Annotated in this window: 17 protein-coding genes, 2 tRNA genes, 1 rRNA gene and 1 riboswitch; of the genes, 14 read left to right on the top strand and 6 right to left on the bottom strand. The window is 56.1% G+C overall.

The genetic code is table 11. The annotated features are described in order from the left end of the window. The first annotated feature begins 1 nt into the window (after position 1). Together AC6I7A_RS18870 and metF are read left to right on the top strand one after the other, a co-directional pair. Entirely contained in the window at positions 2-2,437 is a 2,436-nt protein-coding gene (locus AC6I7A_RS18870) for a bifunctional aspartate kinase/homoserine dehydrogenase II (RefSeq protein WP_058957352.1), read from the top strand. Between the two features lie 199 nt (positions 2,438-2,636). Then, positions 2,637-3,536: a methylenetetrahydrofolate reductase gene (gene metF / locus AC6I7A_RS18865; protein ID WP_009088014.1), complete on the top strand. Its 900-nt coding sequence runs from the start codon at positions 2,637-2,639 to the stop codon at positions 3,534-3,536. 93 nt (positions 3,537-3,629) lie between these two features. Here metF and ppc read toward each other — a convergent pair whose 3' ends face one another. Both ppc and argE read right to left on the bottom strand, forming a co-directional pair. Next, entirely contained in the window at positions 3,630-6,281 is a 2,652-nt protein-coding gene (ppc, locus tag AC6I7A_RS18860) for a phosphoenolpyruvate carboxylase (RefSeq protein ID WP_046100828.1), read from the bottom strand. 353 nt (positions 6,282-6,634) lie between these two features. Beyond that, positions 6,635-7,783, bottom strand: a complete 1,149-nt coding sequence (argE, locus tag AC6I7A_RS18855; RefSeq protein WP_058957351.1) for an acetylornithine deacetylase — start codon at positions 7,781-7,783, stop codon at positions 6,635-6,637. 167 nt (positions 7,784-7,950) lie between these two features. On the opposite strand from argE, the gene argC reads away from it, so the two are divergent. From argC to argH, 4 genes are all read left to right on the top strand, one after another. After that, entirely contained in the window at positions 7,951-8,955 is a 1,005-nt protein-coding gene (gene argC, locus AC6I7A_RS18850; RefSeq protein WP_058957350.1) for an N-acetyl-gamma-glutamyl-phosphate reductase, read from the top strand. Between the two features lie 14 nt (positions 8,956-8,969). Then, positions 8,970-9,746 (top strand): acetylglutamate kinase, encoded by a 777-nt coding sequence (gene argB / locus AC6I7A_RS18845; RefSeq protein WP_058957349.1) that lies wholly within the window; start codon positions 8,970-8,972, stop codon positions 9,744-9,746. A gap of 24 nt (positions 9,747-9,770) precedes the next feature. Continuing rightward, positions 9,771-10,991, top strand: a complete 1,221-nt coding sequence (locus tag AC6I7A_RS18840; RefSeq protein ID WP_058957348.1) for an argininosuccinate synthase — start codon at positions 9,771-9,773, stop codon at positions 10,989-10,991. Positions 10,992-11,082: 91 nt separating this feature from the next. Then, the gene (argH, locus tag AC6I7A_RS18835; RefSeq protein WP_009088004.1) at positions 11,083-12,456 is read left to right on the top strand and encodes an argininosuccinate lyase; all 1,374 of its coding nucleotides are present in this window, start codon (positions 11,083-11,085) and stop codon (positions 12,454-12,456) included. A 312-nt stretch (positions 12,457-12,768) separates the two neighbouring features. Here the strand turns inward: argH and AC6I7A_RS18830 are convergent, their stop codons facing one another. Next, positions 12,769-13,074, bottom strand: a complete 306-nt coding sequence (locus AC6I7A_RS18830; protein WP_058957347.1) for a DUF5862 family protein — start codon at positions 13,072-13,074, stop codon at positions 12,769-12,771. A 413-nt stretch (positions 13,075-13,487) separates the two neighbouring features. Then, positions 13,488-14,222, bottom strand: coding sequence for a glutathione peroxidase (locus tag AC6I7A_RS18825; protein ID WP_058957346.1), 735 nt, complete (start codon positions 14,220-14,222; stop codon positions 13,488-13,490). A gap of 122 nt (positions 14,223-14,344) precedes the next feature. Here AC6I7A_RS18825 and oxyR point away from each other — a divergent pair, with 122 nt between their 5' ends. Next, positions 14,345-15,262, top strand: coding sequence for a DNA-binding transcriptional regulator OxyR (gene oxyR, locus AC6I7A_RS18820; RefSeq protein ID WP_009088000.1), 918 nt, complete (start codon positions 14,345-14,347; stop codon positions 15,260-15,262). Here oxyR and sthA read toward each other — a convergent pair. After that, on the bottom strand, positions 15,245-16,645 hold the full coding sequence (gene sthA, locus AC6I7A_RS18815; RefSeq protein WP_009087998.1) for a Si-specific NAD(P)(+) transhydrogenase: 1,401 nt from the start codon (positions 16,643-16,645) through the stop codon (positions 15,245-15,247). The two genes, oxyR and sthA, sit on opposite strands and share 18 nt — an antisense overlap. Positions 16,646-16,837: 192 nt before the next feature. On the opposite strand from sthA, the gene fabR reads away from it, so the two are divergent. Next, positions 16,838-17,482 carry an HTH-type transcriptional repressor FabR gene (fabR, locus tag AC6I7A_RS18810; RefSeq protein WP_009087996.1) on the top strand — a complete coding sequence of 215 codons (645 nt, stop codon included), beginning with the start codon at positions 16,838-16,840 and terminating at the stop codon, positions 17,480-17,482. A gap of 17 nt (positions 17,483-17,499) precedes the next feature. After that, entirely contained in the window at positions 17,500-17,853 is a 354-nt protein-coding gene (locus AC6I7A_RS18805) for a YijD family membrane protein (protein WP_009087994.1), read from the top strand. Between the two features lie 40 nt (positions 17,854-17,893). Here AC6I7A_RS18805 and trmA read toward each other — a convergent pair whose 3' ends face one another. Beyond that, on the bottom strand, positions 17,894-18,997 hold the full coding sequence (gene trmA / locus AC6I7A_RS18800) for a tRNA (uridine(54)-C5)-methyltransferase TrmA (RefSeq protein ID WP_058957345.1): 1,104 nt from the start codon (positions 18,995-18,997) through the stop codon (positions 17,894-17,896). Positions 18,998-19,107: 110 nt separating this feature from the next. Further along, positions 19,108-19,289: riboswitch (cobalamin riboswitch) on the top strand. Positions 19,290-19,360: 71 nt separating this feature from the next. Here trmA and btuB point away from each other — a divergent pair. From btuB to AC6I7A_RS18775, 5 genes are all read left to right on the top strand, one after another. Then, entirely contained in the window at positions 19,361-21,241 is a 1,881-nt protein-coding gene (gene btuB / locus AC6I7A_RS18795) for a TonB-dependent vitamin B12 receptor BtuB (protein WP_058957344.1), read from the top strand. After that, entirely contained in the window at positions 21,186-22,037 is an 852-nt protein-coding gene (gene murI / locus AC6I7A_RS18790; RefSeq protein ID WP_009087991.1) for a glutamate racemase, read from the top strand. Before btuB ends, murI begins: the two co-directional genes overlap by 56 nt. A 397-nt stretch (positions 22,038-22,434) precedes the next feature. Further along, positions 22,435-23,976: ribosomal RNA gene (locus AC6I7A_RS18785) — 16S ribosomal RNA — on the top strand. A gap of 73 nt (positions 23,977-24,049) precedes the next feature. Next, a tRNA-Ile gene (locus tag AC6I7A_RS18780) sits at positions 24,050-24,126 on the top strand. A 146-nt stretch (positions 24,127-24,272) separates the two neighbouring features. Then, positions 24,273-24,348 (top strand) — tRNA-Ala (locus tag AC6I7A_RS18775). The last annotated feature ends 182 nt before the right edge of the window (positions 24,349-24,530 follow it).

The raw sequence follows: 24,530 nt of genomic DNA, 5'->3' as shown, positions 1-24,530 counted from the left end.
CATGACGATTTCAGCAGGCACGGGAACGCCGACTATCAGGCAGTTGCATAAATTTGGCGGCAGTAGCCTGGCCGACGCACGCTGCTATCAGCGTGTGGCCAGCATCATGGCGGATTACAGTCAGCCGGGCGACATGATGGTGGTCTCTGCGGCTGGCTCGACCACCAACCAGCTGATTAGCTGGCTGAAGCTGAGCCAGAGCGACCGGCTCTCCGCGCACCAGGTGCAACAGGCTTTACGGCGTTACCAGAGCGAACTGATCGGTGCGCTGCTGCCTGCTGAGATGGCGGAACCCTTAACCGCGGCATTTATTCGCGACCTGGAAAAGCTGGCCGCGCTGCTGGATGGACCGATAACCGATGCGGTCTACGCCGAAGTGGTCGGCCACGGTGAACTCTGGTCGGCGCGCCTGATGGCAGCGGTGCTGAGTCAGCGCGACATGCAGGCCTGCTGGCTGGATGCGCGTGAGTTTCTGCGTGCTGAACGTGCGGCCCAGCCGCAGGTCGATGAAGGCAAATCCTGGCCGCTGCTGCAGACCCTGCTGGCACAGCATCCGCATCAGCGCATCGTGGTGACCGGCTTTATCAGCCGCAATGATGCGGGTGAAACCGTCCTGCTTGGCCGCAACGGTTCCGACTACTCCGCCACGCAGATTGGTGCGCTGGCAGGTGTGGGACGGGTCACGATCTGGAGCGATGTGGCGGGCGTCTACAGCGCCGATCCACGCAAAGTTTCTGATGCCTGTCTGCTGCCGCTGTTAAGGCTGGACGAAGCCAGTGAGCTGGCGCGTCTGGCGGCCCCGGTGCTGCATACCCGCACCCTGCAGCCGGTTTCCGGCAGCGATATCGACCTGCAACTGCGCTGCAGTTATCAGCCGGAGCAGGGTTCCACCCGCATCGAGCGGGTGCTGGCCTCCGGAACCGGCGCACGCATCGTGACCAGTCATGATGATGTCTGTCTGATTGAAATCCAGCTGCCGGAGCAGCATGACTTCGCCCTCCTGCACAAAGAGATCGACCTGCTGCTGAAGCGGGCGCAGCTGCGTCCGCTGGCGTTTGGCGTCCATCCTGACCGCCAGCTGCTGCAGCTCTGTTACACCTCTGAAGTGGTCAACAGCGCCTTTACGCTGCTGCAGGATGCCGGACTGCCGGGCCATCTGCAGCTGCGTGACGGCCTGGCGCTGGTGGCGCTGGTGGGCGCAGGCGTGACCCGCAATCCGCTGCATACCCATCGCTTCTGGCAGCAGTTAAAAGATCAACCCGTTGAATTTATCTGGCAGTCTGAAGAGCACATCAGCGTGGTCGCGGTGCTGCGTGTCGGTCCCACTCAGCATCTGATTCAGGGATTACATCAGTCACTGTTCCGTGCAGAAAAGCGTATCGGCCTGATGCTGTTTGGCAAAGGCAATATCGGCTCACGCTGGCTGGAGCTGTTTGCCCGCGATCAGGAAACGCTCTCAGCGCGCACCGGCTTTGAATTTGTGCTGGCGGGTGTGGTGGACAGCCGTCGCAGCCTGCTGAGTTATGACGGACTGGATGCCAGCCGTGCGCTGGCCTTCTTTGACGACGAAGCGGTGGAGCGTGACGAAGAGTCGCTGTTCCTGTGGATGCGCGCCCATCCCTTTGATGATTTAGTGGTGCTGGATGTCACCGCCAGTACGCCGCTGGCGCAGCAGTATCTCGACTTTGCCAGCCACGGTTTCCATGTCATCAGCGCCAATAAAGTGGCCGGTGCATCCGACAGCCAGACCTGGCGGCAAATCCGTGATGCTTTTACCAAAACCGGGCGTCACTGGCTCTATAACGCCACTGTCGGTGCAGGTCTGCCGATCAACTATACGGTGCGCGATCTGCGTGACAGCGGTGATACCATCCTGGCGATCAGCGGGATCTTCTCCGGCACGCTGTCATGGCTGTTCCTGCAGTTTGACGGCACGGTGCCCTTCACCGAGCTGGTGGATCAGGCGTGGCAGCAGGGCCTGACCGAACCCGATCCGCGGGCCGATCTCTCAGGGCAGGATGTGATGCGCAAACTGGTGATCCTGGCGCGTGAGGCGGGCTATAACATCGAGCCGGATCAGGTGCGGGTCGAATCGCTGGTGCCAGACAACTGCCAGCAGGGCTCGGTTGACCATTTCTTCGAAAATGGCGATGAGCTGAATGAGCAGATGCTGCAGCGACTGGAAGCGGCGCGGGAGATGGATCTCGTGCTGCGTTATGTTGCCCGTTTTGATGCCAACGGCAAGGCGCGCGTCGGGGTTGAAGCGGTTCGTCCGGAACATCCGCTGGCCTCGCTGCTGCCCTGCGACAATGTCTTCGCCATTGAGAGCCGCTGGTATCGCGACAACCCGCTGGTAATTCGCGGGCCGGGTGCAGGCCGGGATGTCACCGCCGGTGCTATCCAGTCAGATATCAATCGCCTCGCACAACTGCTCTAGTCCTCCCCTCAGGCGCTTCGGCGCCTGTTTTCAATGCGTTACCGCTGCCTGTTGAATCTCTTTCATGCTGGTTGAAAATTGATCATCGCTGTTCACGATTTATTCGTTGACGGCACGATCGGATTGGGTCATTTTGAACATCTGGACGTCTAAACGTTCAGATGTTCGCGGTCCAGTTTTTAACCGATGAGGATGCAGGATGAGTTTCTTTCATGCCAATCAGCGCGAAGCGCTAAACCAGAGCCTGGCTGAGCTGAACGGGCGCATTAACGTCTCATTTGAGTTCTTCCCACCGCGGTCTGGTGAAATGGAAGAGACCCTGTGGCGTTCCATCGACCGTCTGAGCAGCCTGAAACCGAAATTTGTTTCTGTCACCTACGGTGCCAACTCAGGCGAGCGCGATCGCACGCATAGCATTATCAAAGGCATTAAAGATCGCACCGGTCTGGAGGCGGCCCCTCATCTCACCTGTGTTGATGCCACCCGCGATGAACTGCGCGCTATCGCCCAGGATTACTGGCATAACGGCATCCGTCACATTGTGGCGCTACGGGGCGATCTGCCAGAGGGAGGCGGCAGGCCGGAGATGTACGGCAGCGATCTGGTGGCGCTGCTGAAAGAGGTCGGCGATTTTGATATCTCCGTCGCGGCCTATCCGGAAGTCCATCCCGAAGCGAAAAGCGCCCAGGCCGATCTGATTAACCTGAAGCGAAAAATCGATGCAGGCGCAAGCCGCGCCATTACCCAGTTTTTCTTCGACGTGGAAAGCTATTTACGTTTCCGCGATCGCTGTGTCGCGACCGGCATCGACGTTGAAATTGTGCCAGGCATTCTGCCGGTTTCTAACTTCAAACAGCTGCAACGCTTTGCCACGCTGACCAATGTGCGCGTGCCGGGCTGGATGAACGCGATGTTTGCCGGACTGGATGAGGACCCGGAAACACGGAAAATGGTCGGGGCAAACATCGCGATGGACATGGTGAAAATCCTGTCACGCGAAGGGGTGAAAGATTTTCATTTCTACACGCTGAACCGCGCTGAAATGAGTTACGCCATCTGCCACACGCTGGGCGTGCGTCCGGTTGCGGTGGCGGCTTAACCGCTCTCCTTCAGGCAATAAAAAAGTCGGGACAGTCCCGACTTTTTTTATGGCGACGTTCAGAGGGCGCGGACGCTACGCCGCGCCTGCGCGCTAACCGGTGTTACGCATGCCTGCTGCCACGCCCGCAATGGTCACCATCAGGGCCTGTTCAACGCGCGGATCCGGCTCATCGCCGCGTGCTTCCTGAGCGCGTGAACGATGCAGCAGCTCCGCCTGGAGGACGTTAAGCGGGTCGGTGTAGACGTTACGCAACGCAATTGACTCGGCAATCCACGGCTGGTCGGCCATCAGGTGCGAGTCGTTGGCGATGGTCAGCACCGCTTTGATATCGGCATCAAGCTGATCGCGCAACTGCTTGCCCAGCGGCCAGAGGGATTTGTCGACCAGACGCTGATCGTAATACTCTGCCAGCCACAGGTCCGCTTTTGCGAACACCATCTCCAGCATCCCCAGGCGGGTAGAGAAGAAAGGCCAGTCACGGCACATTGCTTCCAGCTGATCCTGATGACCTGCCGCCATCGCCTGCTGCAGGGCCGCACCGGCACCCAGCCAGGCAGGCAGCATCAGGCGGTTCTGCGTCCAGGCGAAAATCCATGGGATGGCACGCAGCGACTCCACGCCGCCGGTCGGGCGACGTTTAGCCGGGCGTGAGCCGAGCGGTAATTTACCCAGCTCCTGCTCCGGCGTGGCTGAACGGAAGTAGGGAACGAAGTCGGCATTTTCACGCACATAACCCCGATACATCGCACAGGAGTCAGCGGAGAGCTGATTCATGATGTCACGCCATTCGCGTTTTGGCTCCGGCGGTGGCATCAGGTTCGCTTCCAGAATTGCGCCGGTATAGAGCGACAGACTGGCGATGGTGACGGCCGGCAAACCATATTTGAAGCGAATCATCTCGCCCTGTTCGGTGACGCGCAGACCGCCGCGCAGACTTCCTGGCGGCTGCGACAGCAGCGCGGCATGAGCCGGTGCGCCGCCACGGCCAATGCTGCCGCCGCGTCCGTGGAACAGGGTCAGTGAGATGCCCGCTTTCTCGCAGGTTTTGATCAGTGCATCCTGCGCCTGATATTGCGCCCAGCTGGCGGCCATCACACCGGCATCTTTCGCCGAGTCAGAGTAGCCAATCATGACCATCTGTTTGCCCTGAATAAAGCCGCGATACCAGTCGATGCTCAGCAGCTGGCTCATCACATCATTGGCGTTGTTCAGGTCATCCAGAGTTTCAAACAGCGGTGCAACCGGCATCGCATAGCTGATGCCCGCTTCTTTCAGCAGCAGATGCACGGCCAGCACGTCAGACGGGGTTTTCGCCATGGAGATCACGTAGGCGGCGATGGAGCCCTGTGGCGCTTCAGCCGCGACGCGGCAGGTTTCCAGCACTTCACGCGTCTCGTCGCTGGGTTCCCAGCTGCGCGGCAGCAGAGGACGCTTAGAGTTCAGCTCACGGATCAGGAAGGCCTGCTTGTCCGCTTCAGACCAGCTTTCATAGTCGCCCAGTCCCAGATAGCGGGTGACTTCGGCAATCGCTTCGGTGTGACGGGTGCTCTCCTGGCGCAGATCGATACGCACCAGCGGCACGCCAAAACATTTCACGCGGCGCAGCGTATCAAGCAGCTGACCGTTGGCGATAATGCCCATGCCGCACTGCTGCAGCGACTGGTAGATGGCAAATAGCGGGTCCCACAGCTGATCGTTGGAGACCAGCAGGTCGGCCGGACGCGGCAGACGCTCGCCTTTCAGGCGATGTTCCAGGAATGACTGCGTGCTCATGAGCTGGCTGCGCAGACGCTTCAGGATCACACGATAAGGTTCGATCGCTTCCGGATCGCCGCTGAGTTCACGGATCTCATCGCTGCACTCCGACATCGACAGCTCGGAGATCAACACGCCGATATCGCGCAGGAACAGGTCAGTGGCTTTCCAGCGGCTCAGCTGCATCGCATGACGGGTGATTGACGCCGTCACATTCGGGTTGCCGTCGCGGTCGCCGCCCATCCAGGAGGTGAACCGGACCGGGACGAAATCCACCGGCAGCTTAATGCCAAACGCCTCTTCTACCTGTTCGTTCAGCTCACGCAGAAAGGCAGGAACGCCTTCCCACAGGCTGTTTTCCACTACGGCAAAGCCCCATTTGGCTTCATCGATAGGGGTGGGACGGTATTTGCGGATTTCATCGGTGTGCCATGCCTGCGCGACCAGCTGGCGCAGGCGGCGCATAATCTGGTTACGTTCGTAGTCAGAGACATCGCTGTGGTCGAGCTGTTTCAGGCAGCTGTTAACTTCGACCAGCTTGTGAATCAGGGTACGGCGGGTGATTTCGGTCGGATGCGCGGTCAGCACCAGCTCCAGCGACAGCGACTCAATGGCCGCCAGAATGTCGCTTTCACGGATATCTTTCTGCTGTTTCAGGGTCTCAAAGGTTTTTTTCAGCAGTTCCGGGTGATTCGCCCCTTCGCCACTCTGGGAAATGGTCTGATACTGCTCGGCCACGTTGGTAAGGTTAAGAAACTGGCTGAAGGCGCGTGCAACCGGCAGAAGCTCTTCGTTGGAGAGATTCTGCAGCGTATTGAGCAGTTCTTTACGATGTGTGTCATTGCCTGCACGGGATGACTTGGAGAGCTTACGGATGGCTTCAACCTGGTCGAGGATGTTCTCGCCCAGAGCTTCCTTAATCGTATCCCCGAGCAGTTTGCCGAGCATACTGACATTACTTCGCATTGCGGAATATTGTTCGTTCATTGGACCCTGACACCCTTATCGTCTTGAAAAACTTCTACACCCGACCTTTCAGGCAGCAGAAAAATCGGCAACGTTCTGCTCCCGCTAATCTACAGGGAACCGGCTCCGTTGCCGCCTGTCAGCATTCTGAAACGTTCTGGATAGTCACCCGGTGGGCATAACAACGTCTTTTATCTAGCCACGTAATGTTGCGTTCGTCAAATGCGTTAAAGTGGGCTGAACAGGTTGCTAAATAACGGAAATTCGAAGAATTTATCGGGAACAAAGCGGGATAAGTTATTCTTATTGGTAAATCCCGCAGAATGAGGGGGCATTTTACTGTTAATACAGTGAAATGCCCCATTTACTGTCAATCAGTGACAGAAATGCTGCACAACCTGACTGATAAGCGCCCGTGTCGGCTTGATAAATGCAGTATCAATAAATTCATCTGGCTGATGGGCCTGATTAATGGACCCTGGCCCCAGCACCAGCGTCGGACAGAGCTGCTGAATAAAAGGGGCTTCGGTGCAGTAGTTGACGATTTCGGTCGGCGTGCCCAGCAGTTTTTCCACCACACTCACCAGCTCATGATTCGCCGGACACTCATAGCCGGGAATCGGCGGATGCAGTTCGGCCACCGTGACACGGCCTGGCCAGCGTGCGCTGATCGGAGCCAGCGCCTCGTTAAGCAGCCCATCCAGATCGCTGAGCGACAGGCCCGGCAGCGGACGGATATCCATATGCAGTTCACAGCAGGCGCAGATACGGTTAGCGGCATCACCGCCATGAATATGGCCGAAGTTCATGGTGGGATAAGGGATGGCAAAGCCATCATGGTGATAACGCTCCTGCAGGGTCGTGCGCAGTTGCATCAGATGGGTAATCGACTCATGCATCAGTTCAATGGCGTTCACGCCGCGTGCCGGATCGCTGGAATGGCCCGATTTCCCTTCAATACGGATCACATTCGACAGGTGTCCTTTATGTGCCCGCACCGGCTTGAGTGAGGTGGGTTCACCGATAATGGCGCAGTCGGGGCGCAGTTGCGTCGATTCAGAGAAATATTTCGCGCCGGCCATCGTGGTCTCTTCATCGGCCGTGGCAAGAATATAGAGCGGCTTGCTGAGGGTGCTGACATCCACATCCCGCAGCGTATCGAGAATAAAGGCGAAGAAACCTTTCATGTCTGCCGTACCCAGGCCATAGAGCTTGTTGTCGTGCTCAGTCAGGGTAAAGGGATCGCGTGTCCAGCGGCCATCATCAAAGGGAACGGTATCGGTATGCCCGGCTAACAGCAGGCCGCCCGCGCCGGTGCCGGTCCGCGCCAGCATATTAAATTTATTGCGGGTGCCGGGTACAGGCTGCACTTCCACGCTGAAGCCGAGGTCACGAAACCAGCCTGCCAGCAAATTGATTAAAGTTTCATTACTCTGATCCAGAGCCGCATCGGTTGCGCTGATCGACGGTGTGGCGATTAACTGGCGGTAGAGTTCAATAAAAGGCGGTAATTTTGTCTTCACTGTTGACGGTCCTTGGGTTAGGATGTATCCATATTCATGCATTAATAGTGAATAAAAATACATTAACGTCCTCTGCAAGGGAACCTTAAATCACTGCAGAAGACCGAGTGGGTTACGGGGCAAGGCCGCGGCCCGGGACGTGCGACTGTAAAAGGGGTTACAGCCTGATGTTGAATACGCTGATCGTTGGTGCCAGTGGTTATGCTGGAGTAGAGCTTGCCACCTTCCTGAATCGTCATCCACATATCAACATAACCGCTTTAGCGGTTTCGGCGCAAAGCCCTGATGCATGTAAGCGCTTGTCCGATCTTCATCCGCAGCTGAAAGGCGTGGTGGATCTTCCGCTGCAGCCACTGAGCAGCGCGGCGGAGTGGGCAGACAAAGTGGATGTGGTCTTTCTGGCGACGGCGCATGAAGTCAGCCACGATCTGGCTCCGGAATTTCTTAAGGCGGGTTGTGTGGTGTTCGACCTGTCGGGCGCTTTCCGGGTCAATGACGCTGAGTTCTACACCCACTTCTATGGCTTCACCCATCAGCATGGCGACTGGCTGGACAAAGCCGTTTACGGCCTGGCGGAATATCAGCATGAAAACATCCAGCAGGCGCAGCTGGTGGCCGTGCCGGGTTGCTATCCGACTGCCGCGCAGCTGGCGCTGAAACCGCTGGTGGATGCCGGACTGCTAAACGACGCGCAGTGGCCGGTCATCAATGCCACCAGTGGCGTGAGCGGTGCCGGCCGTAAAGCCAATGTCGGCACCAGCTTCTGCGAAGTGAGCCTGCAGCCTTACGGCCTGTTCAATCATCGTCATCATCCGGAGATTGTGGCCCACCTTGGCACCCCGGTGATCTTCACCCCACATCTGGGCAGCTTCCCGCGCGGTATCCTGGCGACCATTACCTGCCGTCTGAAAGCGGGTGTCAGCCGCGAAGATATTGCCGCCGTTTTCCATCGCGCCTATGACAATAAGCCGCTGGTGCGTTTCTATGACCAGGGTGTGCCGGCGCTGAAAGCCGTCGTGGGCCTGCCTTACTGCGACATCGGATTTGAGATGCAGGGCGAGCATCTGATTGTCGTGGCAGCCGAAGACAATCTGCTGAAGGGTGCGGCATCGCAGGCGGTGCAGTGCCTGAACATCCGGTTCGGCTTCCCAGAAACGCAGTCACTGATTTAACGGACAAATAAACCATGACCAATCCATTGATTATCAAACTGGGCGGTGTGCTGCTGGACAGCGAAGAAGCGCTGGCCCGCTTGTTTGAAGCGCTGCTGAAATATCGCAGCACCCATCAGCGTCCACTGATCATTGTCCACGGCGGCGGTTGCCTGGTGGACGAGCTGATGAAAAAGCTGTCGCTGCCGGTGATGAAGAAAAATGGCCTGCGCGTCACCCCAGCCGATCAGATTGACATCATTACCGGTGCGCTGGCGGGAACCGCCAATAAAACGCTGCTGGCCTGGGCGAAAAAATCGGGCATCAACGCGGTTGGCCTCTGCCTGGGTGATGCGGGCATCGTGAATGTCACCGCCTTTGATCCGGAACTTGGCCATGTGGGCCACGCCATGCCAGGCGATCCGGCACTGCTGAATACGCTGCTGGCGGCGGGTTACATGCCGGTGGTGAGCTCTATTGGCATCACTGAGGGCGGCGAACTGATGAACGTCAACGCCGATCAGGCGGCGACGGCACTGGCTTCAACGCTGGGCGCGGATTTAGTTCTGCTCTCCGACGTGAGTGGTATTCTCGACGGTAAAGGTCAGCGCATCGAAGAGATGACCGCTGACAAAGCGGAGCAGCTGATCACCCAGGGCATTATTACTGATGGCATGATTGTGAAAGTGCACGCGGCGCTGGATGCCGCGCGTACGCTGGGCCGCCCGGTCGATATCGCCAGCTGGCGTCACGCTGAGCGGCTGCCTGACCTGTTTAACGGCGTGTCGATTGGCACCCGGATTCTCGCTTAACGACTCTGATTCAAGGATTACGAAATGCAAACGCAAAACATCAAAAAAATCGTTCTGGCTTACTCCGGTGGTCTTGATACCTCGGCAATCATTCCATGGCTGAAAGAGAACTACGGTGGCTGTGAAGTGGTCGCTTTTGTGGCGGATATCGGTCAGGAGCGTGGCGATCTGGAAGGTGTTGAGAAGAAAGCGCTGCAGTCTGGCGCCTCGGAATGCCACGTTGTCGACCTGCGTGAAGAGTTTATCAGCGATTACGTTTACCCGGTGCTGCAGACCGGTGCGCTCTATGAAGGCACCTATCTGCTCGGCACCTCAATGGCCCGTCCTATCATCGCGAAAGCGCAGGTTGAGCTGGCACTGAAAGTAGGCGCGGATGCGCTGTGCCACGGTGCAACCGGTAAAGGGAATGACCAGGTGCGTTTCGAAACCACCTATACCGCCCTGGCACCGCAGCTGAAAGTGGTTGCCCCATGGCGTGAATGGAACCTGCGTTCGCGTGAAGCGCTGCTGGACTACCTGAAAGAGCGCAATATCCCGACCACCGCCTCACTGGAAAAGATCTACAGCCGTGATGAAAACGCCTGGCATATCTCTACCGAAGGCGGCGTGCTGGAGAGCCCGGCCAATGCGCCGAATAAAGATTGCTGGGTCTGGACCGTCGATCCGCTGGAGGCGCCCGATCAGCCTGAAGAGGTGACCGTGACCGTCGAGAAGGGTCGTGTTGTGGCCGTTAACGGCGAAAAACTGAGCCCGTTCCAGTGTCTGGAAAAACTCAACGTGCTGGGCGCAAAACATGGTGTCGGCCGTATCGACATCGTGGAAAACCGTCTGGTCGGGATTAAGTCCCGTGGCTGCTACGAAACCCCGGGCGGCACCATCATGGTCAGCGCGCTGCGTGCCGTTGAACAGCTGGTACTGGATCGCGACAGCTTCAAATGGCGCGAGCAGCTCGGCCACGAGATGTCCTATGTGGTCTATGACGGTCGCTGGTTTGCCCCGCTGCGTAAGTCGATTCAGGCTGCTGCCGAATCGCTGGCGGAAGAGGTAAATGGTGAAGTTGTGGTGCAGCTCTACAAAGGCCACGCGACAGCCACCCAGAAACGCTCGGCTAACAGCCTCTACTCGGAAGAGTTCGCCACCTTTGGCGAAGATGAGGTTTACGACCACCGTCATGCAGGCGGCTTCATCCGTCTGTTCTCGCTCTCTTCACGTATCCGTGCGCTGAACGAGCAGAAGAAGAAGTAATATTTCAGGCGAGGTGCGCCTCGCCTCACAGATTCAATCCAGGGGCGGCATTTATGCCGCCCCTTGTTTAACGATTCAGAGGAGTTTTCACATGGCACTTTGGGGTGGACGGTTTACTCAGGCAGCGGATCAACGTTTTAAACAGTTCAACGACTCGCTGCGCTTCGATTACCGCCTGGCAGAGCAGGACATTATTGGCTCTGTTGCCTGGTCCAAAGCGCTGGTGACGGTAAACGTGCTGACTCAGGATGAGCAGCAGCAGCTGGAAGCGGCCCTGAATACGTTGCTGGGTGAAGTGCGTGAGAATCCTGAGCAGATTCTGCAGAGCGACGCCGAAGATATTCACAGCTGGGTTGAAGGACAGCTGATCGACAAAGTGGGCGCGCTGGGTAAAAAACTGCATACCGGCCGCAGCCGTAACGACCAGGTCGCGACCGATCTGAAACTCTGGTGCAAGATGCAGGTTGAGGCATTGCTGGGCGCGACACGCGATCTGCAGCAGGCGCTGGTTGTCACTGCGGAAGCGAATCAGGATGCAGTGATGCCGGGCTACACCCATCTGCAGCGTGCGCAGCCGGTGACCTTCGCGCACTGGTGTCTGGCCTATGTGGAAATGCTGGCGCGTGATGAGAGCCGTCTGCAGGATACCCTGAAGCGTCTTGATGTCAGCCCGCTGGGCTGCGGCGCACTGGCCGGAACGGCCTACGAAATCGATCGTCAGCAGCTGGCAGGCTGGCTGGGTTTTGCCTCCGCCACGCGCAACAGTCTCGACACCGTCTCCGATCGCGATCATGTGCTGGAGCTGCTCTCTGATGCGGCGATCGGCATGGTTCATCTGTCGCGCTTCGCCGAAGATATGATCTTCTTCAACACCGGTGAAGCGGGCTTTATCGAGCTGTCAGACAAAGTCACTTCCGGCTCATCGCTGATGCCGCAGAAGAAAAACCCGGATGCGCTGGAGCTGATTCGTGGCAAATGCGGTCGGGTGCAGGGCGCACTGACCGGCATGATGATGACGCTGAAAGGTCTGCCGCTGGCGTACAACAAAGATATGCAGGAAGACAAAGAGGGGCTGTTTGACGCGCTGGACACCTGGCTCGACTGTCTGCACATGTCCGTGCTGGTGCTGGATGGCCTGCAGGTGAAACGTCCGCGCTGCCAGGAAGCCGCAGAGCAGGGCTACGCAAACTCCACTGAACTGGCCGACTATCTGGTCGCCAAAGGTGTGCCGTTCCGTGAAGCTCATCATATCGTCGGCGAGGTCGTGGTAGCGGCCATCGGGCAGGGTGTGGCGCTGGAAGCCCTGTCGCTGGCACAGTTACAGCAGTTCAGTGCGGTGATTGACGATGATGTCTATCCGATTCTGGCACTGCAATCCTGTCTGGATAAACGTAATGCGCAGGGGGGCGTCTCGCCACAGCAGGTTGCCCGCGCCATCGGTGACGCGAAGCAGCGGCTTGCCTGACAGAAAAGTGGGCTGCGCTAACGCATAGTCCGTTTTTCTCAATCGAAACCACGCCCTCCGGGCGTGGTCATCGACGATAAACCCGGCTCTGATTAATTTTTTGCGGGTAAAGCTACAGGCGTTTCGATTCGTCATCGGGCATATTGCAGGCCGAATCATATTTAACGTGATGGATGCGCCGGGTCGTATCCCTGTTCCCGTAGCAGTTGTGAACCGCGGATAAATTATTGCTGGCTGACTGCACACCAATAAAAAAGGGCGCAGGCGTGCTGTTTCAGACGCGATACGCCCTGTCACTCATGTCTGCCGGAATTAACCGATAGTATCGCCGTGATTAACGTCACCCGGACCGAAAGCGTTCCGGTATTCTGCAAGCAGATTCTGAATTGTCTCAGTGTCCGTTATCGCGCCCACGACAAAGCCTGCTAATCCGCCCATGATGGTGGGAATAATCAGGCCAAAAAGTTGTGAGATGCCGCCGACGATGAAACCGCCCGCGCCACCCCATTTTCCACCAATCGCCATGCCTGTTGCTGCACCATCAAACAGACCGATGATTGCCCCTTCCATGTCAGCACCACTGACGGCATTCATTTCTTCGCATGACAGCGTACGCATAATTATTTCCCTTTAAAGTATGGTTAATTTTCGATGAAATTAAATCGCCTCTGAATGCATATGATTCAGATGGCAAGCGCTCACCTTATCCGATTGGCTTTCTATGGAAAATAGAACAACTTCTATTTTAAATTGCTGGCTGAGTTATATTTCTGTGCTGGTGTTTTATATTCAAAAAATGAAATATGAAAGGGGTTTTTAATTGGGGGCGATTTATTTGAGGGTGTATCAGTTTTACGTGGACAGGATAATTTTATTCCCGGCATCTTTTTCTTGCGGCATTGTTCCCCGGCAAAGCAGGCAAAAAAAAGGCGGGCACAACAGATGCCCGCTAACCTCTAGCTTCAGAATTACTACTTTATTATAGGCACATCATCAAAGCGCCCGCTCTCCCGGCCGACGCTAAGATTCTCTTACGCTGACAGCAGGAACTGCTGCAGATCCTCACTGCCGCCAATATGACGACCGCCCATGAAAATCTGCGGCACCGTCGCCCGGCCTGATACGGCTCGCAGACTTACGGTTGTGGCATCCTGACCCAGCACAATTTCTTCATACTGGATGCCATGATCCAGCAGCATTTGTTTTGCCTGGGCGCAGAAGATGCAGCCAGGTTTCGTAAAGATGGAGACCGACTCCTGTGCTTTGCACTCCGGGGCCAGATAGCGCAGCATGGTGTCGGCATCGGAGACCTCAAAGGGGTCGCCAGGCTTGTTCGGCTCAACAAACATTTTCTCCACCACGCCGTTACGTACCAGCATGGAGTAGCGCCATGAGCGCGGGCCAAAACCGAGATCGGCTTTCTCAACCAGCATCTCCATACCTCGGGTGAACTCGCCGTTGCCATCAGGAATGAAGGTAATATTGTCTGCCCGCTGTTCTGCTTTCCAGGCGTTCATCACGAAGGTGTCATTGACCGAGACGCAGAGAATCGTGTCCACGCCATGTTGGGCAAACAGGCCCGCTAGTTCGTTGTAACGCGGCAGATGACTGGATGAGCAGGTAGGGGTAAAGGCACCCGGCAGGGAAAAAACAATCACCGTTTTGTCTTTGAACAGTGATTCTGTGGTGACATCGACCCAGCTATCGTCCTGGCGCGTATGAAACGTGACGGACGGAATGGCTTTACCTTCCTGACTTGCAAACATTTTTTCTCCTGATAACCCCTTTCCATTTGATGCGCGCATTATTCCGAACCGCCCTTGATAGGGCCAATCGTTCATTGCTATTCTATCTATCGCCACGGGCTATCGTGGTTTGGAGGGTAATAATGAATATTCGTGATCTTGAATATCTGGTCTCACTTGCTGAATATCGCCATTTCCGCCGTGCGGCAGATGCGTGTCATGTCAGTCAGCCAACGTTAAGCGGGCAGATCCGCAAGCTGGAAGATGAGCTGGGTGTGATGCTGCTGGAGCGCACCAGCCGTAAAGTGCTCTTCACCCAGGCCGGCTTGCTGCTGGTGGATCAGGCGCGCACGGTTTTGCGTGAAGTAAAAGTGCTGAAAGAGATGGCCAGTCAGCAAGGGGAAGCGATGTCAGGTCCGCTGCATATCGGCCTTATCCCGACCACCGGCCCCTACCTGCTGCCACAGATTATCCCGATGCTGCACCAGACGTTCCCGAAACTGGAAATGTATCTGCATGAAGCGCAGACGCAGCAGCTGCTGGCACAGCTCGACAGCGGCAAACTGGACTGCGCGATTGTGGCGCTGGTCAAAGAGAGCCAGGCCTTTATTGAGGTTCCGCTGTTTGATGAACCGATGAAGCTGGCGATCTACGAAGATCATCCGTGGCGCGACCGCGATCGGGTACCGATGTCCGATCTGGCGGGCGAGAAATTACTGATGCTGGAAGATGGGCACTGTCTGCGTGACCAGGCGATGGGATTCTGTTTTGAGGCGGGTGCCGACGAAGATACCCATTTCAGGGCAACCAGTCTGGAAACGCTGCGCAATATGGTGGCAGCAGGCAGCGGCATTACACTGTTACCGGCGCTGGCGGTTCCGCCGGAACGTATCCGCGATGGGGTCTGCTATCTTCCGTGCTACAAGCCGGTACCACAACGCACGATTGCGCTGGTCTATCGGCCGGGTTCGCCTCTGCGCAGCCGTTATGAACAGCTGGCAGAAGCAATCAAAACCCACATGCAGCACTATCTCGACACGACGTTAAAACAGGCGGTTTAAGCCGTTTAACGCCGCCACGCGATAGGCTTCCGCCATCGTCGGATAGTTAAAGGTGGTATTCACGAAGTACTCAATCGTGTTGCCACCATTTTTCTGCTCCATGATCGCCTGACCGATGTGAATAATCTCGGCGGCACGCTCACCAAAGCAGTGGATCCCCAGAATCTCTTTGGTTTCCCGGTGGAACAGGATCTTCAGGCTGCCGACGTTCATCCCCACAATCTGCGCCCGCGCCAGATGTTTGAACTGCGCGCGTCCCACTTCATAGGGCACTTTCATGGCGGTCAGCTGCTGCTCGGTTTTGCCCACGGAGCTGATTTCCGGAATGGTATAGATACCGGTCGGAATATCTTCAATCAGATGCGCTGACGCTTCTCCTTTAATAATCGCCTGCGCGGCAATGCGGCCCTGATCGTAGGCGGCAGAGGCCAGACTCGGATAGCCAATCACGTCACCGACCGCATAGATGTGCGGCTGCGCGGTCTGATACATGCTGTTGACTTTCAGCAGGCCACGGCCATCCGCTTCCAGACCGACATTTTCCAGCGACAGGGAATCGGTGTTGCCGGTTCGGCCGTTGGCGTAAAGCAGGCAGTCCGCTTTCACTTTCTTGCCGGATTTCAGATGGATGATGACACCATCTTCCACGCCCTCAATCTTCTCAAACTCTTCGTTGTGACGAATCACCACGCCGCTGTTCCAGAAGTGGTAGGAGAGCGAATCAGACATCTCCTGATCGAGGAACGCCAGCAGACGATCGCGGGTATTGATCAGGTCAACCTTGACGTTCAGACCGCGAAAAATCGAGGCGTATTCACAGCCAATCACGCCTGCGCCATAAATGATGACGTGGCCCGGTTCGTGATGCAGGTTGAGAATGGAGTCTGAGTCATAGACGCGGGGATGGGTAAAGTCGACATCGTCAGGATGGTAAGGACGTGAACCACAGGCGATGACAAATTTCTCTGCCGTCAGCCGCTCACGCGTCCCATCAGGTTGTTCAATCTCAATGGTGTTGGCATCAACAAAATGCGCATCGCCCTGGTACAGTTCGCAGCGGTTACGCTCGTAGAAGCCCTGACGCATGGCCGTCTGCTGGCTGATCACGTTTTCCGTGTGATTGAGAATGTCGGCAAAAGAGGAGCGAAGGAGTCGGGTGTGATCGCTGTAAAGCGGGTTCTGATTAAATTCGATAATGCGACTGACGGCGTGACGGAGAGCTTTAGAGGGGATGGTGCCCCAGTGGGTACAGCCGCCGCCGATGTTATGGTAGCGTTCGATCACGGCGATGCGCGCTCCCTGTTTTACCAGCCCCATCGCCGCCCCTTCACCGCCGGGCCCTGAGCCAATCACAATGGCATCGTAATCGTAAGACTTTTGCATACCGATACGTCCTATTATTTATACATTTTTACAACGAGATTCTAACATCTCGTCGCGCACTTCTGAATTCTATCAGCGATTTTCATCACAGTTTGACAAAGAGTGAGGTTCACAGGCGGTGACAAAGATTGCCAATCTGTACGCTGAAATTTTTGATATAGTGCCTGCCTAACACCGCTAAAGGCAGAGAGAATGGGCGTCAGAGCGCAACAAAAAGAACGTACACGACGTACACTGATTGAAGCAGCGTTCAGTCAGCTCAGCGCCGAACGCAGTTTTGCCAGCCTGAGTCTGCGGGAAGTTGCCCGCGAGGCAGGTATCGCACCCACCTCCTTTTATCGTCATTTCAAGGATGTCGATGAGCTGGGCCTGACGATGGTGGATGAAAGCGGGCTCATGCTGCGACAGCTGATGCGCCAGGCGCGCCAGCGTATCGCCAAAGGCGGCAGCATCATTAAAACGTCGGTGTCGACCTTTATGGAGTTCATCGGCAACAACCCCAACGCTTTCCGCCTGTTACTGCGTGAACGTTCCGGCACCTCCGCCGCTTTCCGTGCCGCCGTGGCGCGTGAAATTCAGCACTTTATCGCTGAACTGGCTGACTATCTTGAGGTCGAAAATCGCATGCCGCGCAGTTTTACCGAAGCGCAGGCTGAGGCGATGGTGACCATTGTCTTCAGCGCCGGTGCAGAAGCACTGGATGTTGATGCTGAGCAGCGTCGTAAGCTTGAGGATCGGCTGGTGTTACAGCTGCGTATGATCGCCAAAGGCGCCTATTACTGGTACCGCCGGGAGCAGGAGCGTCTCGCGGTTACCCTGGAAAAACCCGAAGAGTAATGAGTAAGGATCCGTCCATGACCCACCCAGCTTCCCGCGATAAAGGCACACTGGCCCTGGCTTTTATTACCGGCTTAGCGATTAACGGCTCATTTTCTGTGCTGTTCAGCGCCTTTGTTCCCTTTTCCATTTTTCCGCTGATTGCACTGGGCCTGGCGGCCTGGTGTCTGCATCAGCGTTACCTCAACACCAACATGCCGGAGGGGATGCCGGGCCTGGCAGCCGCCTTTTTCCTGCTGGGAATTCTGGTTTACAGCGCGCTGGTGCGGGCAGAATACCCGGACATGGGCTCCAACTTCATTCCCACCGTTCTGATGGTGGCGCTGGTGTTCTGGATTGCAACGCGATTTAAGCGCAAGCGTAATCAGTAAAAAAAACGGGAACCGCAGGGTTCCCGTTTTTGTTTATGCTTCAGGCTTTACGCGTCAGCAGAACACCGCATTCCATATGATGGGTGTAGGGGAACTGGTCAAACAGCGCCAGGCGCGTAACGTCGTGCGTTTGCGCCAGCGTCTGCAGGTTGTCGCTCAGGGTCTGAGGATTGCAGGAGATATAGAGGATGCGCGGATAAGCCTGCACCATCTTCACCGTCTCGTCATCCAGTCCGCTGCGCGGCGGATCGACAAAAATCGTCTCGCAGTCGTAGCTGGTCAGATCAATGCCTTCCAGACGATTAAAGCTGCGGACACCGTTCATCGCCTGGGTAAACTCTTCCGCCGCCATGCGAATGATCTGCACATTATCGATCTGGTTAGCGGCGATATTATATTGCGCCGATGCCACGGAAGGTTTGGCGATTTCCGTTGCCAGTACACGGCGGAAATTGCGTGCCAGCGCCAGCGAGAAGTTGCCGTTGCCGCAGTAGAGTTCCAGCAAATCCCCCTGTGAATCCCGGGTGACATCCAGCGCCCACTCCAGCATCTGAATATTCATTGCCGCGTTAGGCTGGGTAAAACTGTTTTCAACCTGGCGATAGATAAGCTCGCGGCCCGCCACCGGCAGACGTTCGTCAACGTAGTCGCGATCGAGACAGATTTTCGTTTTGGTTGCGCGGCCAATCAGCTGCACATCCAGCCCTTCGGCACGCAGCCGATCGCGCAGCGCAGCGGCGGCCTGCTGCCACTCGTCGTCCAGCTTGCGGTGGTAGAGCAGCGAAATCACAATCTGATTGCTCAGGGTCGAGAGATAGTCGATCTGGAACAGCTTGTGGCGCAGAGTACGGTTATCGCGGATCGCGGCGATCATCTTTGGCATCAGCTGGTTGATCAGCTGGCTGGCCGCAGGGAACTGATCGACACGGATCCGTTCGCGCGTCTGCTGATCGAAGATGATGTGATAGATATCATCACCGTCGTGCCACAGCCGGAACTCTGCGCGCATCCGATAGTGGCTGACCGGTGAACGGAACACCTCCACGTCGGGCGCAGCAAACGGCGTCATCATCGTCTCTAAACGACTGACTTTTTCCGCCAGCTGTGCGTCATACTCTTCAATGGGGAGATGTTCGGGTGTCATGAGCAATCCTGATTAATAGCTTACCAGCGGGCGATTGTAGGCATTCACTTGCTGATGTCCAGTCCCGCAGAGCGATGATTTCCGGCTATCTGGACTTCCGAATCGCCACTCCGTAGACTGCAGACGCCGGCCTCAGCCTGAGTTAATAGGGAATCCAGTGTAAATCTGGAGCTGACGCGCAGCGGTAAGGAATGTCGTGATGAGTGCAATAGCAGACACTGTCCTGCGGGATGGGAAGTCATCATCATTTATGGTTCCCAGCCCGAAGACCTGCCGGTGTAACGTCGCTACTCGTACAATCATCGCGTGCTATCGATTGTCGGCCTGCGGCATCCTGCTTAGTCTTATGGATGCGATTTAAAAATGATAAAAAAAAGTGTATCGCTGTTCGCTCTGAGCGCAACGGCGGCTTCTCTCTGGGCGCAAAACGGGTTTGCTCAGGCAAATGATGAGACGCAAATCGTGACCGCTAACCGTTTTGCCGAACCTGTCTCCGGCGTGCTGGCACCCACCACCGTCGTGACGCGCGATGAGATTGAGCGCTGGCAGGCTAAAAGCCTGGCGGATGTGATGCGCCGCCTGCCGGGTGTTGATGTGGCGCAAAACGGCGGGTTAGGTCAGCAGAGCTCCCTGTTTATTCGCGGCACCGAGTCCCGCCATGTCCTGATCCTGATTGATGGCATCCGGCTGAATCAGGCCGGAATCAGTGGTTCGTCCGATCTCAGCCAGATTCCGCTGACCCTGGTGCAGCGTATCGAATATATCCGCGGGGCACGTTCTGCCGTCTACGGTTCTGATGCCATTGGCGGCGTAATTAATATCATCACCGGCCGGTCGCAGCCGGGAACCACGCTGACGGGGGGCATGGGCTCCAATGGCTATCAATCTTATGATGGCTCTACCCAGCAGAGGCTGAGCGACGCCACCACGCTGACCCTGGCAGGCAACTATACCTACACCAGAGGATATGATGTGGTGGCGGGTTATCCCAGTAACTATGGCCCGGCACAGCACGATCGCGACGGATTCATGAGCAAAACCCTTTATGGCAATCTTGAGCATCAGTTCAGCGATGAGCTGAGTGGGTTTGTGCGCGGCTACGGATTTGATAACCGCACCGCCTATGACGGGTCATACAGCTACGATGAGAATTATACCAACATCATCGGTCTGCCGGACACCCGTCAGCTCTATAGTCAGACCTGGGACACCGGTTTACGCTTTAACCGTGATTTCTACTCGACTCAGCTCATCGCCAGCTATGGCCATACCAAAGATATCAACTACGACCCGCGCAATGGCCGCTACGGCGCGGCTTCCACGTTTGATGATGTCACGCAGTACAATCTGCAGTGGGGCAACACGGTGCAGATGGGGCAGGGCGCGGTGAGTGGGGGTGTCGACTGGCAGAAAGAGACCACTGAGCCAGGCACCAATTTTCTGTCAGAGGGGTATGAGCAGCGTAACACCGGCCTCTACCTGACCGGCCAGCAGCAGTTCGGCACGGTTAGCCTGGAAGGGGCGGTACGCGGTGACGATAACAATCAGTTCGGCTGGCATAACACCTGGCAGACGGCAGCTTCCTGGGAGTTTATCTCGGGCTACCGTGCATTCGCCTCTTATGGCACCGCCTTTAAAGCGCCGAATCTGTCACAGGTTTACAGCCCGGCTTATGGTAATCGGGACCTCGAACCGGAAAAAAGTAAACAGTGGGAAGGCGGCTTTGAAGGGCTGAGCGGGCCGGTCAGCTGGCGCGTGTCGGGCTACCGCAATGACATCGATAACCTGATTGATGGCGATCCGGCGACCTTCCGGTACTACAACATTAAGCAGGCGCGTATTAAAGGCGTGGAAGCGACGGCAGGCTTTGATACCGGGCCACTGACGCATCAGCTCTCTTATGATTATGTCGATGCGCGGGATGGCAGCACCAACCAGCCGCTGGTTCGCCGGGCAAAACAGCAGGTGAAGTATCAACTCGACTGGACGCTGTATGACGCGGACTGGTCCGTGACCTATCACTATCTGGGCGACCGCTACGATACGGATTTCAACAGCACGCCCAGCCGCCGCGTCAGGGAAGGTGGCGTCAGTCTGTGGGATCTCGCCGTCTCATATCCTGTCACTTCACAACTCACAGTTCGTGGTAGAATTGCCAACCTGTTCGATAAAGATTACGAGACAGCGTATGGCTATCAGACTCCAGGACGAGAGTATTACCTCAGCGGCAGCTACAGCTTCTGATTTGCGACCCACCGTGCTGGTATTTGACTCCGGCGTCGGTGGGCTTTCTGTCTACGATGAGGTCCGTCAGCTACTGCCGGATCTTCATTATCTCTACGCCTTCGATAACGCCGGCTTCCCTTATGGTGAGAAAAGCGAATCCTTTATCGTGGAGCGGGTGGTCGCCATCGTTGAGGCCATTACCCGCCGCACGCCTCTCTCATTAGTCATCATCGCCTGCAATACCGCCAGCACGGTTTCGCTGCCTGCATTGCGTGAACACTTTTCGTTTCCTGTTGTAGGCGTTGTTCCGGCGATTAAACCGGCTGCGCGTCTGACGCGTAATGGTGTCGTGGGCTTGCTGGCGACAAGAGCAACCGTTCGCCGTCCTTATACCCATGAGCTGGTGGCACAGTTTGCTGGCTCCTGCAAAATTGAGATGCTGGGATCGGCGGAGCTGGTGGAGCTGGCGGAAGCCAAGCTGCATGGCGGGGAAGTGGCACTGGATGAGGTAAGGCGTATTGTTCAGCCATGGCTGCGGATGGCGGAACCGCCTGACACGGTGGTTTTAGGCTGCACTCACTTTCCTTTACTGCGCGAAGAGCTGCAACAGGTCCTGCCGGAAGGAACGCGCCTGATTGATTCCGGTGCGGCAATCGCCCGACGTACGGTCTGGCTGCTGGAGCATGAAGCACCTGAGGTGCGTTCCTCACAGCAGAACGTCGCGTTCTGTACGGAGCTGGATGGCGAAGCGGTACAATTATCACCCGTTTTACACCGTTATGGCTTCCCATTGCTGGAAAAACTGGCGCTTTAGGGACTTTTAGCTGAAAAAAACAGCACTCGGAATTTTATTTGAAATTAGCACTTGTCAGCCTCCGAGAACTCCCTATAATGCGCCTCCACTGACACGGCACAACGGCTTACGAAGCGTCGCGTTAAGTGGTTCGAAATCATACGAACCAGTGAGTTAAGCGAAAATAAATGCTTGACTGACAATGCGGAAAGCGTAATATACGCAGCCCGCGCCGCAGGAAAACGCGGCACTGCTCTTTAACAATTTATCAGACAATCTGTGTGGGCACTCGCAGGATTGATATCAGCGTCTTTGGACGCACAAAAATATCAAAGCCTCACGAGTGAACACATAATGAAATTCATTATGACGTTTTACAGATGAGCACCGCTGAACTTGTTTCAGCAAATCAAACTTTAAATTGAAGAGTTTGATCATGGCTCAGATTGAACGCTGGCGGCAGGCCTAACACATGCAAGTCGGACGGTAGCACAGAGGAGCTTGCTCCTCGGGTGACGAGTGGCGGACGGGTGAGTAATGTCTGGGGATCTGCCCGATAGAGGGGGATAACCACTGGAAACGGTGGCTAATACCGCATAACGTCGCAAGACCAAAGAGGGGGACCTTCGGGCCTCTCACTATCGGATGAACCCAGATGGGATTAGCTAGTAGGCGGGGTAATGGCCCACCTAGGCGACGATCCCTAGCTGGTCTGAGAGGATGACCAGCCACACTGGAACTGAGACACGGTCCAGACTCCTACGGGAGGCAGCAGTGGGGAATATTGCACAATGGGCGCAAGCCTGATGCAGCCATGCCGCGTGTATGAAGAAGGCCTTCGGGTTGTAAAGTACTTTCAGCGGGGAGGAAGGCGGTGAGGTTAATAACCTCGCCGATTGACGTTACCCGCAGAAGAAGCACCGGCTAACTCCGTGCCAGCAGCCGCGGTAATACGGAGGGTGCAAGCGTTAATCGGAATTACTGGGCGTAAAGCGCACGCAGGCGGTCTGTTAAGTCAGATGTGAAATCCCCGGGCTTAACCTGGGAACTGCATTTGAAACTGGCAGGCTTGAGTCTCGTAGAGGGGGGTAGAATTCCAGGTGTAGCGGTGAAATGCGTAGAGATCTGGAGGAATACCGGTGGCGAAGGCGGCCCCCTGGACGAAGACTGACGCTCAGGTGCGAAAGCGTGGGGAGCAAACAGGATTAGATACCCTGGTAGTCCACGCCGTAAACGATGTCGACTTGGAGGTTGTTCCCTTGAGGAGTGGCTTCCGGAGCTAACGCGTTAAGTCGACCGCCTGGGGAGTACGGCCGCAAGGTTAAAACTCAAATGAATTGACGGGGGCCCGCACAAGCGGTGGAGCATGTGGTTTAATTCGATGCAACGCGAAGAACCTTACCTACTCTTGACATCCAGAGAACTTAGCAGAGATGCTTTGGTGCCTTCGGGAACTCTGAGACAGGTGCTGCATGGCTGTCGTCAGCTCGTGTTGTGAAATGTTGGGTTAAGTCCCGCAACGAGCGCAACCCTTATCCTTTGTTGCCAGCGATTCGGTCGGGAACTCAAAGGAGACTGCCGGTGATAAACCGGAGGAAGGTGGGGATGACGTCAAGTCATCATGGCCCTTACGAGTAGGGCTACACACGTGCTACAATGGCGCATACAAAGAGAAGCGACCTCGCGAGAGCAAGCGGACCTCACAAAGTGCGTCGTAGTCCGGATCGGAGTCTGCAACTCGACTCCGTGAAGTCGGAATCGCTAGTAATCGTGGATCAGAATGCCACGGTGAATACGTTCCCGGGCCTTGTACACACCGCCCGTCACACCATGGGAGTGGGTTGCAAAAGAAGTAGGTAGCTTAACCTTCGGGAGGGCGCTTACCACTTTGTGATTCATGACTGGGGTGAAGTCGTAACAAGGTAACCGTAGGGGAACCTGCGGTTGGATCACCTCCTTACCTGAAGATACCTTCCCGCGCAGTGCTCACACAGATTGTCTGATAAAAAGTCACGAGCAGAAAAAACCTCTACAGGCTTGTAGCTCAGGTGGTTAGAGCGCACCCCTGATAAGGGTGAGGTCGGTGGTTCAAGTCCACTCAGGCCTACCAGATTTCTTCTCATGCTGCGTTATGCGCGCGGTCGTTTACCTGAGTAAACGTCCCTTCCGCATGCCTTGCCTGAAAAGAAATTGCATCCTTCTCATGAAGAATGTAACTCGGTTGAGTGGTAGTAGTGGTCTCTGCAGTAACTGTATGGGGCTATAGCTCAGCTGGGAGAGCGCCTGCCTTGCACGCAGGAGGTCAGCGGTTCGATCCCGCTTAGCTCCACCATACCTGCTGTTTTTTCTGAAATACCTCAGAGCGTACCGGCGACGGTGTGCTGTGACGTATTATGCTCTTTAACAATCCGGAACAAGCTGAAAATTGAAACGACATGGCGCGTTCATTCTCCGTAATAAGAATGAAATGGCGACATGTTCGAGTCTCTCAAATGCTTACAGCACGCAGCGTTG

It is taken from the genome of Type-F symbiont of Plautia stali (assembly GCF_059731105.1).
This window is presented reverse-complemented; position numbering and strand designations above follow the sequence as displayed.

What these genes read in the sequence shown, in the direction of transcription:
- AC6I7A_RS18870 (WP_058957352.1), top strand. Translation starts at nt 2, where the DNA reads ATGACGATTTCAGCAGGCACGGGAACGCCGACTATCAGGCAGTTGCAT.
- metF (WP_009088014.1), top strand. Translation starts at nt 2,637, where the DNA reads ATGAGTTTCTTTCATGCCAATCAGCGCGAAGCGCTAAACCAGAGCCTG.
- ppc (WP_046100828.1), bottom strand. Translation starts at nt 6,281, where the DNA reads ATGAACGAACAATATTCCGCAATGCGAAGTAATGTCAGTATGCTCGGC.
- argC (WP_058957350.1), top strand. Translation starts at nt 7,951, where the DNA reads ATGTTGAATACGCTGATCGTTGGTGCCAGTGGTTATGCTGGAGTAGAG.
- argB (WP_058957349.1), top strand. Translation starts at nt 8,970, where the DNA reads ATGACCAATCCATTGATTATCAAACTGGGCGGTGTGCTGCTGGACAGC.
- AC6I7A_RS18840 (WP_058957348.1), top strand. Translation starts at nt 9,771, where the DNA reads ATGCAAACGCAAAACATCAAAAAAATCGTTCTGGCTTACTCCGGTGGT.
- argH (WP_009088004.1), top strand. Translation starts at nt 11,083, where the DNA reads ATGGCACTTTGGGGTGGACGGTTTACTCAGGCAGCGGATCAACGTTTT.
- AC6I7A_RS18830 (WP_058957347.1), bottom strand. Translation starts at nt 13,074, where the DNA reads ATGCGTACGCTGTCATGCGAAGAAATGAATGCCGTCAGTGGTGCTGAC.
- AC6I7A_RS18825 (WP_058957346.1), bottom strand. Translation starts at nt 14,222, where the DNA reads ATGTTTGCAAGTCAGGAAGGTAAAGCCATTCCGTCCGTCACGTTTCAT.
- oxyR (WP_009088000.1), top strand. Translation starts at nt 14,345, where the DNA reads ATGAATATTCGTGATCTTGAATATCTGGTCTCACTTGCTGAATATCGC.
- sthA (WP_009087998.1), bottom strand. Translation starts at nt 16,645, where the DNA reads ATGCAAAAGTCTTACGATTACGATGCCATTGTGATTGGCTCAGGGCCC.
- fabR (WP_009087996.1), top strand. Translation starts at nt 16,838, where the DNA reads ATGGGCGTCAGAGCGCAACAAAAAGAACGTACACGACGTACACTGATT.
- AC6I7A_RS18805 (WP_009087994.1), top strand. Translation starts at nt 17,500, where the DNA reads ATGACCCACCCAGCTTCCCGCGATAAAGGCACACTGGCCCTGGCTTTT.
- trmA (WP_058957345.1), bottom strand. Translation starts at nt 18,997, where the DNA reads ATGACACCCGAACATCTCCCCATTGAAGAGTATGACGCACAGCTGGCG.
- btuB (WP_058957344.1), top strand. Translation starts at nt 19,361, where the DNA reads ATGATAAAAAAAAGTGTATCGCTGTTCGCTCTGAGCGCAACGGCGGCT.
- murI (WP_009087991.1), top strand. Translation starts at nt 21,186, where the DNA reads ATGGCTATCAGACTCCAGGACGAGAGTATTACCTCAGCGGCAGCTACA.